Origin of the sequence: Streptomyces telluris (genome assembly GCF_024519335.1) — a bacterium.
Classification (GTDB): Bacteria; Actinomycetota; Actinomycetes; order Streptomycetales; family Streptomycetaceae; genus Streptomyces; species Streptomyces telluris.
The window spans coordinates 24,356-40,608 of sequence record NZ_JANIID010000002.1; the positions used below are offsets into that span (position 1 = coordinate 24,356).

Annotated in this window: 10 protein-coding genes; 1 reads left to right on the forward strand and 9 read right to left on the reverse strand. The window is 74.3% G+C overall.

The window, feature by feature from the left end; all coding sequences use genetic code 11:
* Positions 1 to 230: 230 nt before the first annotated feature.
* Positions 231 to 3,440, forward strand: a complete 3,210-nt coding sequence (locus tag NQU55_RS36730; RefSeq protein WP_256789521.1) for an SCO5717 family growth-regulating ATPase — start codon at positions 231 to 233, stop codon at positions 3,438 to 3,440.
* Between the two features lie 109 nt (positions 3,441 to 3,549).
* Here the strand turns inward: NQU55_RS36730 and NQU55_RS02175 are convergent, their stop codons facing one another.
* From NQU55_RS02175 to rimP, 9 genes are all read right to left on the reverse strand, one after another.
* Complete coding sequence (locus tag NQU55_RS02175; RefSeq protein WP_168093903.1) at positions 3,550 to 4,509, reverse strand: bifunctional riboflavin kinase/FAD synthetase; 960 nt, start codon at positions 4,507 to 4,509, stop codon at positions 3,550 to 3,552.
* Positions 4,510 to 4,560: 51 nt separating this feature from the next.
* On the reverse strand, positions 4,561 to 8,790 hold the full coding sequence (locus NQU55_RS02180) for a S1 family serine peptidase (RefSeq protein WP_168093904.1): 4,230 nt from the start codon (positions 8,788 to 8,790) through the stop codon (positions 4,561 to 4,563).
* A 390-nt stretch (positions 8,791 to 9,180) separates the two neighbouring features.
* Entirely contained in the window at positions 9,181 to 10,083 is a 903-nt protein-coding gene (truB, locus tag NQU55_RS02185; protein WP_168093905.1) for a tRNA pseudouridine(55) synthase TruB, read from the reverse strand.
* Complete coding sequence (gene rbfA, locus NQU55_RS02190; protein WP_168093906.1) at positions 10,080 to 10,535, reverse strand: 30S ribosome-binding factor RbfA; 456 nt, start codon at positions 10,533 to 10,535, stop codon at positions 10,080 to 10,082. Before rbfA ends, truB begins: the two co-directional genes overlap by 4 nt.
* Positions 10,536 to 10,586: 51 nt before the next feature.
* Positions 10,587 to 10,883, reverse strand: coding sequence for a DUF503 domain-containing protein (locus NQU55_RS02195; RefSeq protein WP_058046532.1), 297 nt, complete (start codon positions 10,881 to 10,883; stop codon positions 10,587 to 10,589).
* 135 nt (positions 10,884 to 11,018) lie between these two features.
* Positions 11,019 to 14,084, reverse strand: a complete 3,066-nt coding sequence (gene infB, locus NQU55_RS36735; protein ID WP_168093907.1) for a translation initiation factor IF-2 — start codon at positions 14,082 to 14,084, stop codon at positions 11,019 to 11,021.
* Between the two features lie 183 nt (positions 14,085 to 14,267).
* On the reverse strand, positions 14,268 to 14,549 hold the full coding sequence (locus NQU55_RS02205; protein WP_168093908.1) for a YlxR family protein: 282 nt from the start codon (positions 14,547 to 14,549) through the stop codon (positions 14,268 to 14,270).
* Positions 14,550 to 14,665: 116 nt separating this feature from the next.
* Positions 14,666 to 15,667: a transcription termination factor NusA gene (nusA, locus tag NQU55_RS02210; protein ID WP_058046529.1), complete on the reverse strand. Its 1,002-nt coding sequence runs from the start codon at positions 15,665 to 15,667 to the stop codon at positions 14,666 to 14,668.
* A 2-nt stretch (positions 15,668 to 15,669) separates the two neighbouring features.
* Positions 15,670 to 16,215 carry a ribosome maturation factor RimP gene (rimP, locus tag NQU55_RS02215; RefSeq protein ID WP_168095789.1) on the reverse strand — a complete coding sequence of 182 codons (546 nt, stop codon included), beginning with the start codon at positions 16,213 to 16,215 and terminating at the stop codon, positions 15,670 to 15,672.
* Between the last annotated feature and the right edge of the window lie 38 nt (positions 16,216 to 16,253).

The window sequence follows — 16,253 nt, forward strand, 5'->3', positions numbered from 1 at the left end:
ACCGGTCCGGTTGCCGCCGCCCGGGGCCCGGGGCGGCGCGCGGGGCGGCCGGTGGGGTGGGGGCGGGCCTGCCCCGGCGGTGCGTATGACGATTAGGCTGGGCAGGTGTACGGACGGGGGACCTCATCGGCCTCCCCTGTCGCAAACGGGGGAGACCCGGGCGGTCGGACGACGGGAACGGTCGGGCCCGACAGGCACTTCATGGGCGCTAGACCACACCAGGAGGCAATGTGAGCAGCGATCGGGACGAGATCCGCGCAGGCGGGTCCGCAGCCGGCGGGGACCGGTCCGACGCCGGTCACGATCACGAGCCCGACACCATGGGCGAGTTCACCATCGACTACACGCCACCTGCCTGGTACACGCAGAATGCCTCTTCCGCAGCGGCTGCCACGGCGGGCCCCGGCGGCACCGGGGGTGGCGCGCAGCAGCCCACTCCTCCCCCGCCTTCGGGCGAACCGCTGGGGATGCCGCCTGCGCCCTCCGCCGAGGCGCGGAGCGACCGGGCGGAGGCGGCTTCCGGGGAGACCGCTGCGGCGGGCGGGGCGCAGAGCCCTGCCACGATGCGGTTCTCCGCGTCGGCACTGCAGGACGAGATCGCGGCACGGGGCGGCGAGGCAGCCGCCTCCGTGCCGAGTGCGACGACCCCCGATGCGGAGGGCGCAAAGGCTGCCCCCGACGGCGTCGCCGGACAGGGCGCTGCCGGCGCCCCGGGTGACGCAGACGCTGCGGCCGGGCACGAGGCCCGCGCCGAGTCGGCCACGGGCCCGGGGCACGAGGCCGGTACGGGCTCCGACGCAGGGAGCCGCCTCGGCGCCGGCACGAGCCGCACAGAGGACGAAAGCGCTTCTCCCGTCACCGACACCCCTGCTGACGACCAGAAGGCCGGAGAGGGCCCCACGGAGGGCTCGTACGCGGCACCCGGGAACGACTCCGGGGCCGCGCCTGCTTCCGAAGGCACGGATGCGGCCTCCGAGGCAGGGCAGGCGGCCCCGCGCCCCGAGGGCACCATGCGGTTCTCCGCCGCCGCGCTGCGCGACAGGGTCGCCGGGCGTGCGGACGACGAGCCCGCGGAAGCGGCACAGGACGCGCAGGCGGCCGCGTGGGCCCCGCCGCCGGTGCCCCAGGCGGCGCTGCCTCCCCTCCCGCCGAACTTCGCCCCTGCGGCTCCGGTGCCGGACGCACAGCAGCCTTCCGAGATGCCTGCGCCTCCCCCCATGCCGCCGCAGGGCTTCCCGCCCGTCCCGGGCCCGTACGCCGCGGCCCAGGAGGCCGGCTCCGCCGTGCCTGCCGCCCCTGAGGCGCAGCAGGCGCCCGCAGAGGCGCCGTCGGCTGCGCATGGGGCCGCCGCCGCGCCCGTCCCGCCGAACGGCCTGACGCCGACGCCCTACCCTCCGGCGGCGGCCTTCCCCCAGCCCGACGCCCAGGGCGCCCCCGTGCCGCCCGCGCTCAACCCCGCGGCGCCGCAGGGCGGCTACGGGTACCCGCGCCCGGACGCGCACGGGGCGCCCGTGCCGCCGCCGCTCGACGGCTCCCCGCAGCCCGATGCCCACGCCGCACCCGACAGCGCGGCCCTGGCCCCGTACGCGGGCGCTCCCGCCCCGCAGGGCGGCTACGGCTACCCGCGGCCCGACGCGCATGGGGCGGCCGTCGCTGTACCGGCTCCGGCGCCCCATGCCTTCCCGGCGCCCCAGGCGCAGCCGCAGCAGGCCGTTCCCGCCCTTCCCCCGGCACAGGACGCCGTCCCGTCGCCGCAAGGTCTCACCGGGCCGCAGCAGGCCGCCGCGCCCCATGCGGCGCCGAACGCCTCGATGCCGCAGGGCGGTTACGGGTATCCGCGCCCGGAGGTCCCCGCGCCCCACGCGCCCGTGCCTCCTGCGCTCGACGGTGCTCCGCGTCCCGAGCTGCACGGGGCCCCGGTGCCGCCGGCCTTCGACGGCCTCCCGCACCCCGACCCCCAGCAGGCCCCGGCACCGGCCCCCGCACCCCAGGCCGACCCGCAGCAACCCCCGCACGCCCAGAGCCCCTTCGACGGCTCTCCCGCGCTGCCGCCGGCAGTGCAGGCCCAGCCGGGCCCCACGGGCGCGCATGAGGCGGCTGCGGCACCCGCCCCTGCCCCCGCCCCGTACCCGTACGCCCCCTCCCCGTACTCCGACGGCGCCCTGCCGCCCACCGGGGACGGCGGGCAGGGCGGGGTGCCCGCCGACCCGCGCGCCGGCGGCTGGCCCACGGTGACGCCGGAGCAGCGGCAGCGGTCCGTGCACGGGGCCCCTCTGGGGTTCACCGCTTCCATGGAGCTGTCCTCGGAGCGGCTGCTGCGCAACAAGCCGAAGCCGAAGAAGCAGATCGCCAGTCCGCGGTTCAAGTTCGGGGGCAAGAAGGAGGAGGCGGAGCGGCAGCGCAAGCTGGAGCTGATCCGTACGCCCGTCCTCTCCTGCTACCGGATCGCCGTCATCAGCCTCAAGGGCGGCGTCGGCAAGACGACCACGACCACCGCCCTCGGTGCGACGCTCGCCAGCGAGCGCCAGGACAAGATCCTCGCGATCGACGCCAACCCCGACGCGGGCACGCTGGGCCGCCGCGTGCGGCGCGAGACGGGCGCGACGATCCGTGACCTCGTGTCGGCGATCCCGAGTCTGCACAGCTACATGGACATCCGCCGGTACACCTCGCAGGCCCCCTCCGGACTGGAGATCATCGCCAACGACGTGGACCCGGCGGTCTCCACGACCTTCAACGACGAGGACTACCGGCGTGCGATAGACCTGCTCGGCCGCCAGTACCCGGTCATCCTCACGGACTCGGGCACCGGTCTGCTCTACAGCGCCATGCGCGGCGTCCTCGACCTCGCCGACCAGCTGATCATCGTGTCGACGCCGTCCGTCGACGGTGCGAGCAGCGCCAGCACCACGCTCGACTGGCTCCATGCGCACGGCTACGCCGAGCTCGTCTCCCGCAGCGTCACCGTCATCTCGGGGGTCCGCGAGACCGGAAAGATGATCAAGGTCGAGGACATCGTGTCCCACTTCGAGCAGCGCTGCCGCGGCGTGGTCGTCGTCCCGTTCGACGAGCACCTGGCGACCGGCGCCGAGGTCGACCTGGAGATGATGCGGCCGAAGACCCGCGAGGCCTACTTCAACCTCTCGGCCATGGTGGCGGAGGACTTCACCCGGGCCCAGCAGCAGCGCGGCGTATGGGGCGGAGAGCCGGCACCGCAGCAGCAGCCGCAGCAGGCGGCCCCGGCCGCGCCGATGCCCGCCCAGTACGCCCCCGAGCAGACCCAGCAGCCCGGTCAGCAGGCTCCCTCGCCGTACCACCCGTACGCCGCCCCGCAGGGCCCGTACGGCGGCGCACAGCCGCAGCAGCCGGGCCCGTACGCCCCGCCCGGACAGCAGGGCCACCCCGGACAGCCGGGTGGCTACGGCTACCCGCAGCAGTAGCGCGCACGGGGCGCCCGGCGCCCCGTCACCAGGGCACGCGTAAAGGGGGCCCCATGCGGCGATCGCCGCATGGGGCCCCCTTCGCGTACGTCCGAAGCCGCGGCAGCCGTCAGGCGGCCGTCTTCTCGTGTGCGGTCACCAGGTCCCGCGCCCGCTTCACGTCGCCCGCCATGCACAGCAGCAGCGCCTCGATGGACTCGAACTTCTCCATGCCGCGCAGGTACGCGAGGAAGTCCACCGCGGCGTGGAGCCCGTAGAGATCGAGGTCGGTCCGGTCGATGGCGTACGCCTCGACGGTGCGCTCCGTCGCGTCGAACTGCACGTTCGTGCCGACGGAGATGGCCGCGGGCATCGACTCGCCGCCGACGGTCAGCCAGCCGGCGTAGACGCCGTCGGCGGGGATCGCGGTGTGCGGCAGGGTCTCCACGTTGGCCGTGGGGTACCCGAGTTCGCGGCCGCGCTGCGCGCCGCGGACCACGACGCCCTCGACGCGGTGCGGGCGGCCGAGGATCTCCATCGCGCCCGCGACGTCGCCCTCGGCGACCAGGCGCCGGGTCAGCGTGGAGGAGAACGGCTGCCCGCCGCCCGCCTCACCGCTCACGAACAGGTCGACGACCTCGACGCCGTAGTCGTACGTGGCGCCGAGCTCCGCCAGGAAGTCGACGGTGCCCGCGGCACGGTGCCCGAAGCGGAAGTTGGGGCCCTCCACGACGAGCTTGGCGTGCAGCTTGTCGACGAGCACCTTCACCACGAAGTCGGCCGGCGAGAGCTTCGAGAACTCCGCCGTGAAGGGCAGGATGAGCACGGCGTCGACGCCCAGCTCGGTCATGAGCTCCGCGCGCCGGTGGTGCGGCGCCAGCAGCGGTGGGTGGCTGCCCGGCCGCACGACCTCGCTCGGGTGCGGGTCGAAAGTCACCACGACCGAAGGCACCCCGAGCTCGCGCGCCCGCTCCACGGCCCGCCCGATGATCAGCTGGTGCCCGCGGTGCACACCGTCGTACGAGCCGATGGTGACGACGCTGCGCCCCCAGTCCTGGGGGATGTCCTCCAAGCCACGCCAGCGCTGCACTGTGCCCGCTCCTCGCCCGAACCCGAACTTTTGTCTGTCGATTACGCAGGACTAAGAGTGCCATGCCGGTTCTCGGCGCCCCGCATCGGCCGGTCCACTGACTGTCAGGTCAGGGGAGCCGGCCGCTCCCGACGGGTCCGCTGCGCCCACGGGGCCGTCCGGCCCGGCCCAGGCGGTGAGCTTGATACGCGCTCGCGGGCCGACCACGACGGCCCACTGCGCGGGCGCGGAGCGCAGCCAGCGGAGCACCTGCTCCCCGAAGACGGGGATCTCCCGCGACAGCTGCACCATGCGGCGGTCGAAGCACGCCGCCCCCTCGGGGCTGCGGGCCATGAGCAGACCGGTGCGGTGCACGAGGTCCCTGGTGCGCGCCTCGGTGCGCTCCCCCGCGCCCGCCGCCACGGCGCGCAGCAGGGCGTCCAGGACGGTGACGTCGCGCTCGAAGGGCCCGTACTGCTCGCGCTCCAGCAGCACCTCCAGCAGCTCCTGGCGCAGCGGACGCGAGAGCGGCGTACCCGGGAACGCCAGGACCGGGGCCAGGGCACGGCGCACCTGGGGCGGACGGCTGCTGAGCAGGTGCACGACGAGCGGGAAGAGGACGGAGCGGGCCGAGGGGCCCTCCTCCAGCCGGCGGTCGACGAAGGCCGCGGCGAGCCCGGCGCCCTCGGGGTGGTGCTCGACGTACTCCTGGACGAGGGCCGCGGCCCGCCGGGCGAGGGCGGGCGTGGTGACCTCGGCGAGGGTGCGCAGGACGTCCCCGGGCCCGTCACCGCGTACGTACAGCCGCGCGCGGTACGCCGCGAGGACCGGTTCAGGATGAGTGGTCAGGGCGGGGGCCAGGGCGCCGGCCGGCAGGTGCGGGTCGCAGGCGGCGAAGAGGGCGAGGGCCCGCTGGAGGTGCTTGGCGCGCGTCTCCCGGTCGCGGACGAGGAGGGCCAGCGCGGTGCCGTGCAGGGCGCCCTCCGCGGGGCGGGCCAGCAGGGCGAGCGCCGAGTAGCGCAGCAGCTCGCGGTCGGCGGCCGTGGTGACGTGCCGGGCGGCCTTGAGGGCGTACGCGGCGGCCGCCACGTGCCGCTCGATGCGGTCGTCGTGGGCCCACCGGTCCACGGCCCGGCAGATGGCGGACGGCTCGTCCTCGGCGAGCGCGGCCAGGAGCTCGTCGGCGCGCGGGTGCGCGGCGTCCACGAGCGCTTCGGCGAGGTCGTCGACCGCACGGTGCCGGTGGGTGTGGAGCAGGACCTGGGCGGCGGTGGAGACCGTGAGCCTCAGGTGATCGCCGTACGGGGCGGCCTGCAGGGGGCGCTCGTCGGAGAACCAGCGGCACAGCAGGGCCTGCGCGGCGCAGGGCTCCTCGGCGAGGACGGTCATGACGGCGGGCAGGAAGCGGTCGGTGTGCGGCGGCTGGGGCGCCTGACGGGACTGCTCCGGGCCCGGGGAGGAGCTCTCCAGGGCCTGGGCCTGGTACGGGGTCTGGCCGGGGGGCGGCGCGTCGGCGGGGAGCAGCAGGCGCAGCAGGTCCAGCCGCTCGGCGAGCCCGAGGGGCAGCCGGAGCCAGAACCAGGGCCCGAATTCGGCCAGGCCGCCCAGGGAGCCCGTCGCCCCGCTGTCGAAGCCGCCCAGGGCCAGGGAGCGGGCCGTGAGGCGCTCGGCGAGGAACCGGAGGGCGCCCAGGTAGGGGGTGGCGTCCGGTACGCGCAGGAGGGTCTCCCCCAGGAGGTGCGCCGCCCACCAGGCGGGGTCGGGCAGCACGGGGCGGCGCTCGTCGTCCGTACCGTCCGTCCGGTCGGAGGGAGGGAGCGCGGCGACCGCGTCGACCAGGGCGCCCAGGCGGCGCGCGAGCGCGTCCGGGCCGGAGCGGCGTGCCAGGAGGAGCAGGGCCTGGAGCACGGGGCCGATGCGGTGGCGGGGCACCGGCAGCGGCCTGCGGGCCCGCTGGCGGGCGGCGCGGCGGCTGCGGCGGCGCGCGGCCGTCGAGCGTGGTGCGCGGCTCGATCCGGGGGGCGGCGGCACGTGGCCCTCCAGGGCGGGCCCCCCGCCCGGCCGCGACGGCAGGGCGTCGTGCTCTCCGGAGCCGCCCTCGGGCTCGTACCAGCGGTGGACGAGGGTGTGCAGGGCGGCGTCGAGGTCGAGGTGGGCGCCCTGCAGCCAGTCGGCGAACTCCTCGTGCGCGAAGCGGTAGCCGGTGCCGGCCGGGACGAGCAGGCCCTCGGTGAGGACGGCGGAGGCCCAGCCGTTGCGCCAGGGGAAGAGCTCTTCGAAGGCTTCGCGCTCCAGCTCGCCCTGCCCGGGGCCGAGGCACCTCCGGGCCGCCTCGTGCACCTGCCCGGCCACGCGTGCGGCGAGCCTGCGCACCGCCGTGCCGCGCAGCGCGGGGCGGCGCCCGGCCGCCAGCCGGACGGCGATGCGCAGGCAGACCAGGTCCAGGTAGGCGGAGAAGATGTCCCAGCGGTCGGGGGGCCGGGCCCCGTCCTCGCCCGTGCGGCCGCCCGGCGCGGTGCCGTCCGGGAGCGCGGCGCGCACTTCGGAGAGCAGGCGGAGGGCGAGCGGGTGGGCGGCGTCCCCCTGGTGGATGGCGTCCGGCGGAATGCCGAAGAGGGCGCGGGCCCGCTCGGCCTGCTGGGGGCCCAGGTCGGTCAGGCTGACGCACGGCGGCAGGCTGCGCGGAGTGGCCGAGGAAGTGGACACGTGCAGCGCCGTGCGCGGGAAGAGGTCACCCGCCGTCTCCCAGTGCTCCGGGCGGCAGGCGACGACGAGCCGGGCGGACGTCTCCTCCAGCCACGCGGCGGTCGCCGCGGTCCAGGCCGGCAGGGCGTGGGCGAGGACCGGGGGGACCTCCTCGGGGCCGTCGAGGACGACGAGGAGGGGCCGCCCCACGCGGTGCCCCAGCGCGGCCACGGCCTCCGGAGTGGCCTCGGCCGGGTCGCCCACCGTGCCGGCCGCCCCGGCGGAGGCGGTGACGATCCGGGCGGCATCCGCGAGGGCTCGCGCGATCGCGTCCCGCAGGCTGCTGTCGCCCTCCTCCAGGTCGGCGCCGCGCAGCCAGAGGGTGGGGGCCGGTTCGGGGCCCCGTGCGCGCCGGGAGGCGAGCGAGAGGAGCTCCGTCGTGCGTCCTGTCCCGGGGCCTCCCACGAGGCCGAGAACGGCGGCGGCAGGGCCCTTTGCCGCGCCGTCCGGGGCGGACGGGCCACATCCTCCGTCCGGCTCCTCCAGGTCGTACGGATCCGGAGGGGCCGACCCACCGGGTTCCGGCGGATCGGCGGGATGGTGCGCCCCGGGCAGATCACCGATCCAGCGCCCGCCCGGGCCGCCGCCGGGTGTGCCGCGCCAGGCGCGTGCCGGGACGGTCACCACCAGCACGCCCGGGGCCCCCGTCCCGCCCGGGGCGGGGCCGGCTTCCGGGGCGGGGCCGTCGGGCGGCGGTTCAGGGGCGGGCTGACGGTCGGCGTCCTCCGGCATGCGTTCGCCGGCGTCCCCCGGGGCATCGGCGTCGGCGTCCGCGCGGTCGGCGGGCTCCTCGTCCGGATCCAGGAAGCGCGTGAACTCCCTGGCGATCTCCGGCCGCTCCACGGGGTCGCGCCAGTCGCGCGCCGTGATGATCGGGCCGAGGGAGGTCGCCGTCAGCTGGAGGGCGCCCGCGAGGTTGAGGTCGGGCCCGAAGGCGGGGACGGTGGCCGCGTTGCGCTCCAGGAGGGCCGCCAGGGAGCCGTCCGGGGAGGCCGCGGCCGCCGCACGGAGCGGGATCGCGAAACCTCCGGAGCGGCGCTCCGCATGGAGCGCGGTACCGAGGACGGCGACGACTGTCCCCGCACGGGCGTCGATGACCGGGCCGCCGGTGGCCTCCTCGCCGAGCCGCAGGCCGTCTCGCTCGCCCAGGGAGAGCTCCACGGCGGCGTCGAGCAGGTGGAAGCGGTCCGTGGCCGTGTAGGTGACGAGGGCCTCGCCGATGATCTGGGCGCGCTGCCAGTGGCCCGCCCTCAGCCGGACGCTCGCCCCGTCCTCGATGCGCTCCTCGGCGGCGACGGGCAGGGGGGCCACGCCGAGGCCCTCGGTGCGCACCAGTGCCAGGTCGCAGCCCGGAAGGGGCGTCACCGCTTCGGCGCCCACCAGGCACGTACGGTCGCCGGGGGCCAGCAGCACCAGGCGCGCCAGGCCGTCGACGGCCTCATGGCTGGTGATCATCGTGCCGCGGTCGTCGGCGATGAAGCCCGTACCGCGCGGCCTCCCGGCGAGGTCTCTGATGCGCACCAGGAACTCGTCCACATCGGTCCGCCGACCGCTCATCCGCCGAACCTCCCCGCCGTGCACTTACCCCGACGGTAGGCAGCGGATGATCGGCAGGACCAGGTCGTCGCAGGAACGCGCCCCCTTCCGCACCCGCTGTTCACTCCGAGCGCCTGCCCAATGGAGTGAATTGTGGGAGCGGTGTGGATAGACGACCGGGAGGAGGGGGATCGTGGGGCGGGGAGCGACGGATGACGGCTCCCCGCCCCACGGTGGTGGGGCATATGCGCGCGGCGTGCCCCTGGAGGCACGGCGCCACCGCATCCGGAGGCGCACGACGCCGTCACACCCCGCAGGCATGGCCGTCACACTCCGCAGGTATGGCGATGCCACGGTTCGGGGGCACGGCCCCGCGCCGAGGCGCCGGCCGTGCCCCCTCCGGACCGGCTTCTAGCCGAAGGCCGCCAGACTCTTCGCCCGGCCGCCCTGGTTCTCCAGCAGGAGCAGGAAGCGCCCGTCCGGACCGAAGGCCGCGATCGGCCCCGTGGTGTCGAAGAGCGGCACCCGTACCCGTACGCCGTTGGCGAGCAGGCGCGCCTGCTCCTCCGTGACGTCCCAGCGCTGGAAGGCCGCAGCGGCCGCCTCGGCGACCGGCATGATCGTCAGCTCCTCCTGGAGCTGGTCCAGCGTGCGGGCCTCGCCCAGCCCGTACGGGCCGACGCGGGTCCGCCGCAGGGCGGTGAGGTGGCCCCCCACGCCCGTGTCGGCGCCCAGGTCGCGCGCGAGGGCGCGCACGTACGTCCCGGAGGAGCAGACGACGGAGACCAGCAGGTCCTGCACCGGGGTGCCGTCCGCGGCCTCCGCGGGGGTCACGGCGTGGACGGCGAACGACGAGACGGTGACCGGCCGGGCCGGGATCTCGAAGTCCTCGCCCTCGCGCGCCCGCTTGTACGACCGCTTGCCGTCGATCTTGATCGCGCTGACCTTCGACGGCACCTGCATGATCGCGCCGGTGAGCTTGGCCACGCCCGCGTCGATCGCCTCACGGGTGACCGCGGAGGCGTCGGCCGAGGACGTGATGTCGCCCTCCGCGTCGTCCGTGACGGTGTTCTGCCCCAGGCGGATCGTCGCGACGTACTCCTTCTCGGTCAGCGCGAGGTGGCCGAGAAGCTTCGTCGCCCGCTCGATGCCGAGGACGAGGACGCCCGTCGCCATGGGGTCGAGCGTCCCCGCGTGCCCCACGCGGCGCGTCCGCGCGATGCCGCGCATCTTCGCGACGACGTCGTGCGAGGTGAAGCCGGCCGGCTTGTCGACGATGACGAGGCCGTCCGGCGGGGTCTCCTTGTGCTTCATTCGCCGGCAGCGTCCTTGTCGTCCTCGTCCTCGCCCGGCTTGCGGTACGGGTCGGCCTCGCCCGCGTACGCCGCGTCCGAGGACGCCGCGCGCACCGCGGCGTCGGAGGCACGGGCCCGGTCGAGGAGGTCCTCGATGGTGCGGGCGTTCTCCGGCAGGGCGTCGGCCACGAACGTCAGGGTCGGCGTGAACTTGATGCCGGCCGCGCGGCCGACCTCCGAGCGCAGGATGCCCTTGGCGCTCTCCAGGCCCGCGGCCGCGCTGGCGCGGTCCTCGTCATCGCCGTAGACCGTGTAGAAGACCGTAGCCTCCCGCAGGTCGCCGGTGACCCGGGTGTCCGTGATGGTCACATGCGAGCCGAGCCGCGGGTCCTTGATTCCGCGCTGCAGCTTCTGGGCGATCACCTCGCGGATGAGGTCCGCCAGCCTTTTCGCACGCGCGTTGTCGGCCACTGGTCCGTCTCCTTCTTCTTGTCCATTGTGCTTGTGGCGCCGGTGACGCGCTCAGTCGTCGTGGTCGCCGTGGAACCGCCGCCTGACCGAGAGCAGCTCCACTTCGGGACGTGCGGCGACCCAGCGCTCGCAGCGGTCCAGTAGGTCGGTGAGGTGCCCCGCGTCCCCGGAGACCGCCGCCAGGCCGATGGTCGCCCGGCGGTAGAGGTCCTGGTCGCCGACCTCCGCCACGCTCACCGCGTACTTGCGGTGCAGCTCGGCGACGATCGGGCGGACGACGGAGCGCTTCTCCTTCAGCGACCGTACGTCGCCGAGGAGGAGGTCGAAGGACAGAGTCCCTGCATACATGCGTAACGGGTGAAGCCCACCCGGGAGGCGTGAGGTCCAGCTGTGGTGTAGGGCTCTTCGAACCGTACACGCAACGGCCGGGGCCGATCGACGGAATATGCTCCGCCGACCGGCCCCGGGGTTGAGCTATGCGATTCAGCCGCGCGGCTTCTCGCGCATCTCGTACGTCGCGATGACGTCGTCGATCTTGATGTCGTTGAAGTTTCCGAGGTTGATACCGCCCTCGAAGCCCTCGCGGATCTCGGTGACGTCGTCCTTGAAGCGACGCAGACCGACGATGTTGAGCTCCTCCGCGATGACCTTGCCGTCGCGGATGAGGCGCGCCTTGGTGTTGCGCTTGACCTCGCCGGAGCGGATGAGGACACCCGCGATGTTGCCCAGCTTGGACGAGCGGAAGATCTCGCGGATCTCCGCCGTACCCAGCTCGACCTCTTCGTACTCCGGCTTCAGCATGCCCTTGAGGGCCGCCTCGATCTCCTCGATCGCCTGGTAGATGACCGAGTAGTACCGGACGTCGACGCCCTCGCGCTCGGCCATCTGCGTGGCACGGCCCTCGGCGCGGACGTTGAAGCCGATGACGATGGCGTCGGAGCCGGTCGCCAGGTTGATGTCCGACTCGGTGACCGCACCCACACCGCGGTGCAGGATCCGGATCTCAACCTCTTCGCCGACGTCGAGCTGGAGCAGCGAGGACTCGAGAGCCTCCACCGAACCGGACGCGTCACCCTTGATGATGATGTTGAGGTCCTGGACCAGACCGGCCTTGAGCACCTTGTCGAGGTCCTCGAGGGACACCCGGCGGGTGCGCTTGGCGAAGGCGGCGTTGCGCTCGCGCGCAGCGCGCTTCTCGGCGATCTGGCGGGCCGTGCGGTCCTCGTCGACGACGAGGAAGTTGTCGCCGGCGCCCGGGACGTTGGTCAGACCGAGGACGAGGACGGGGGTCGACGGACCCGCTTCCTCGACGTTCTGGCCCTTGTCGTCGAGCATGGCGCGGACACGACCGTAGGCGTCACCGGCGACCATCGTGTCACCGACGCGGAGGGTACCGCGCTGGACGAGCACGGTGGCCACGGCGCCGCGGCCACGGTCGAGGTGGGCCTCGATCGCGATGCCCTGCGCGTCCTGCTCCGCGTTGGCGCGCAGGTCGAGCGCGGCGTCGGCGGTGAGGACGACGGCCTCGAGCAGCTTGTCGATGTTCAGACCCTGCTTGGCGGAGATGTCGACGAACATCGTGTCGCCGCCGTACTCCTCGGCCACCAGACCGAACTCGGTGAGCTGACCGCGCACCTTGGTCGGGTCGGCGCCCTCGACGTCGATCTTGTTGACCGCGACCACGATCGGCACGTCGGCCGCCTTGGCGTGGTTCAGGGCCTCGATCGTCTGCGGCATGACACCGTCGTTGGCCGCCACCACGAGGATCGCGATGTCGGTCGACTTGGCACCACGGGCACGCATGGCGGTGAACGCCTCGTGACCCGGGGTGTCGATGAAGGTGATCTTGCGCTCTTCGTCGTTGACGTCGGTGGAGACCTGGTAGGCACCGATGTGCTGGGTGATGCCACCGGCCTCGCCCGCGACCACGTTGGTCTTGCGGATCGCGTCGAGGAGTCGCGTCTTACCGTGGTCGACGTGACCCATGACGGTCACGACCGGCGGACGCGCGACGAGCATCTCCTCGCCGCCCTCGTTCTCACCGAACTCGATGTCGAAGGACTCGAGCAGCTCGCGGTCCTCCTCCTCGGGGCTGACGATCTGAACGGTGTAGTTCATCTCGCCGCCGAGGAGCTGCAGCGTCTCGTCCGAGACGGACTGCGTGGCCGTGACCATCTCGCCGAGGTTCATCATCACGGCGACGAGCGACGCCGGGTTGGCACCGATCTTCTCCGCGAAGTCGGTGAGGGAGGCACCGCGCGACAGGCGAATGGTCTCGCCGGCGCCGCGGGGCAGCATCACGCCGCCCACGGACGGGGCCTGCATGGCCTCGTACTCCTGGCGCCGCTGACGCTTGGACTTGCGGCCACGGCGCGCCGGACCGCCGGGACGGCCGAAGGCGCCCTGCGTGCCGCCACGGGCACCCGGACCGCCGGGACGGCCACCGAAGCCGGGACGACCGCCACCGAAGCCGCCGCCACCGCCGCCGGGGCCACCGCCACCGGGGCGACCGGCGAAGCCGCCGCCACCACCGGGACGACCGCCGCCGCCGGGACCGGCCGGACGACCGGCGAAGCCCGGACGACCGGCACCGCCGCCGGGACGACCCGCGCCGCCGCCGGGACCGCGACCGCCGCCGCCGGGGCCCGGACGCGGGCCGGCAGCCGGACGCTGCGGCATCATGCCCGGGTTCGGGCGGTTGCCGGAGGGAGCACCACCGGGACGCGGGGCGCCACCGGGGGCACCCTGCGGACGGGGCATGCCGCCCGGGGTCGGACGGGCGCCGCCCGGACCCTGCGGACGGGGAGCACCGCCGGGACCGCCCTGCGGACGCGGAGCGCCCGGGGCACCCTGGCCACCGGGACGCGGGGCGCCACCGGGACGGGGGGCCTGCGGACGGGCCATGCCCGTGGAGCCACCGGAGGTGAAGGGGTTGTTGCCCGGACGGGGACCGGCCGGACGGGCGCCACCGGGACGCGGGGCACGCTCGCCCGCACCACCGGGACGCGGGGCGCGCTCGGGGCGGCCGCCGTCACGCTGGCCGGCGGGACCGGGGCGGGCGCCGCCGGGACGCGGACCGGGCGTCGCGCCGGGGCGCGGCGCGGCCGGACGCTCGGCAGCCGGACGCTCGGCCGGGCGCTCCGTGGCCGGCGCGGAGAACTCCGCGGCGGGCACCGGGGTGACCGGGGCGGGCTTGGCCGGAGCCGCCGGAGCGGGCTTCGGGCCCGGGCGCGGGCCGGGCGTCGGCGCGGCCTGGGACGGCTTGGGGGCAGCTGCCTCCGCCGGCTTGGGGGCGGCGGGGCGGGGCGCACCCGGAGTGGGGGCACCCGGCTTGGGGGCCGCGGACTTGCGCGGCGCCGCAGGCTTCGCACCGGGCTTGCCGGCGCCGCCGGGTCCCTGCAGTGCGTCAGTCAGTTTGCGGACAACCGGCGCCTCGATCGTCGAGGACGCCGAACGGACGAATTCACCAAGTTCTTGGAGCTTGGCCATGACGACCTTGCTCTCCACTCCGAACTCCTTGGCGAGTTCGTATACCCGGACCTTAGCCACTTCGCTCCTTCTAGGTCCGGGGTGTCCACCGGACCGTCGCTACTTCATGGGCGTACTCATCGCGTACTCATCGAGTGCTCATCGCAATCTCGACCTACTTCCAACTCGCGAGGTACCTGACCGCACGGTTACCCGTGCCGTGCTTCTTACAGTGGGGCCATACCCCGCGGACGCGGGGCCGAACTACTGCGGTTCGATCTGTTCGATGTACCGGCGGAGCTCCGCCGTATCGAGCGGCCCCGGGCTTTTGAAGGCCCTGGGAAACGCCCGGCGGCGGACCGCCAGGTCGAGACAGACCAGTGTGGGGTGCACGGAGGCACCCCGGCCGGGCAGCGTACCGCGAGGGTCGGGGACGCAGGCGCCCTCGATCATCACGATCCGCAGCAGATCGCCCTTGGCCGCTCGCTCCCGGCATCCCACACAGGTTCGCTCAGGGCATGCGCGGGCATGCGTCCGGCCAGACACTCTTCAGTCTACCTCCCCGCGCCCACCCCACCCCTGGGGGGCAGTGATCGGGCACGTATGCGTTTCGGCCACGATGCCGGGGCCCGCACAGACGGGCCCCGGCATCGTGAACGTGATCAGGCTCGGCCGGATTCCCGGTCGGGCTGCTCGGTGTCCGGGCGGATGTCGATTCGCCACCCGGTGAGCCGCGCGGCCAGGCGGGCGTTCTGCCCCTCCTTGCCGATGGCCAGCGACAGCTGGTAGTCCGGCACGGTCACCCGGGCGGAGCGCGCGGCGAGGTCCACGACCTCGACCTTGCTCACCCGCGCGGGGGACAGCGCGTGCGCCACCAGCTCGGCGGGGTCGTCCGACCAGTCGACGATGTCGATCTTCTCGCCGTGCAGCTCAGCCATGACGTTGCGGACCCGGCCGCCCATGGGGCCGATGCAGGCGCCCTTGGCGTTGAGGCCCGAGCGCGTGGAGCGGACGGCGATCTTCGTGCGGTGGCCGGCCTCACGGGCGATGGCGGCGATCTCCACCGAGCCGTCCGCGATCTCCGGCACCTCGAGGGCGAAGAGCTTCTTGACCAGATTCGGGTGGGTGCGCGAGAGCGTGACGGACGGACCGCGCACGCCCTTCGCCACCCGTACGACGTACGTGCGCAGGCGCGTGCCGTGCTTGTACTCCTCGCCGGGGACCTGCTCCTGCACCGGCAGGATGGCCTCCAGCTTGCCGATGTCCACGAGGACGTTCTTCGGGTCCTTGCCCTGCTGGACGATGCCCGCGACGACGTCGCCCTCACGGCCCGCGAACTCACCGAAAGTGATCTCGTCCTCGGCGTCGCGCAGACGCTGGAGGATGACCTGCTTGGCGGTGGTCGCGGCGATCCGGCCGAAGCCGGAAGGCGTGTCGTCGAACTCGCGGGGCTCCTCGCCCTCCTCCAGGTCCTGCGGGTCCTCCTTGGCCCACACCGTCACGTGACCGGTGCCGCGGTCCAGCTCCACGCGGGCGCGGCGGCGGCTCCCCTCGGTGCGGTGGTAGGCGATGAGGAGGGCCGACTCGATCGCCTCGACCAGCAGGTCGAAGGAGATCTCCTTCTCTCGCACCAGACCCCGCAGGGCACTCATGTCGATGTCCACGGCTACGCCTCCTCTTGGCTCTCGTCGGTTACGTCGGCGGCCTCTGCCGCCGCGCCTGCGGTCTTCTCCGCGGCCTTGCGGTTGAACTCGATCTCCACGCGGGCCTTGGCGATCTCGCCGAAGGCCAGTCGCCGGGAGGTGGGCTTGCGGCCCTTGAGCCCGGGGACCTCCAGGTCCAGCCCCTCGTCGTCCACGGCGACGATGCGCGCCACGAGCTCGCCGCCCTCGGTGAGCTGCGCCTTGATCAGACGGCCGGTGGCACGCACATAGTGCCGGTGCTCGGTGAGGGGGCGGTCGGCGCCGGGGGAGGTGACTTCCAGGACGTACGGGGCGCCGCCCATGGCGTCCGTCTCGTCGAGCTTCTCGGAGACGGCGCGGCTGACTTCCGCGCACTCGTCCAGCTCGACGCCCGCATCGGAGTCCACCACGATGCGCAGCACACGCCGCTTGCCCGCCGTGGTCACCTCGATCTCTTCCAGATCCAGCTCCCTCGCGCTCACGAGAGGGGCCAGCAGCTCGCGCAGCCGCTCGCTCTGGGTGGTGCTCATCCGGGTGACTCCTCGGCCGCGTGTGCTGTTGTGGGAAA

Excerpts from the sequence above, each read along its gene's own strand:
- NQU55_RS02180 (WP_168093904.1), bottom strand. The coding sequence starts at position 8,790 with ATGAGCGGTCGGCGGACCGATGTGGACGAGTTCCTGGTGCGCATCAGA.
- truB (WP_168093905.1), bottom strand. The coding sequence starts at position 10,083 with ATGAAGCACAAGGAGACCCCGCCGGACGGCCTCGTCATCGTCGACAAG.
- NQU55_RS02195 (WP_058046532.1), bottom strand. The coding sequence starts at position 10,883 with ATGTATGCAGGGACTCTGTCCTTCGACCTCCTCCTCGGCGACGTACGG.
- rimP (WP_168095789.1), bottom strand. The coding sequence starts at position 16,215 with ATGAGCACCACCCAGAGCGAGCGGCTGCGCGAGCTGCTGGCCCCTCTC.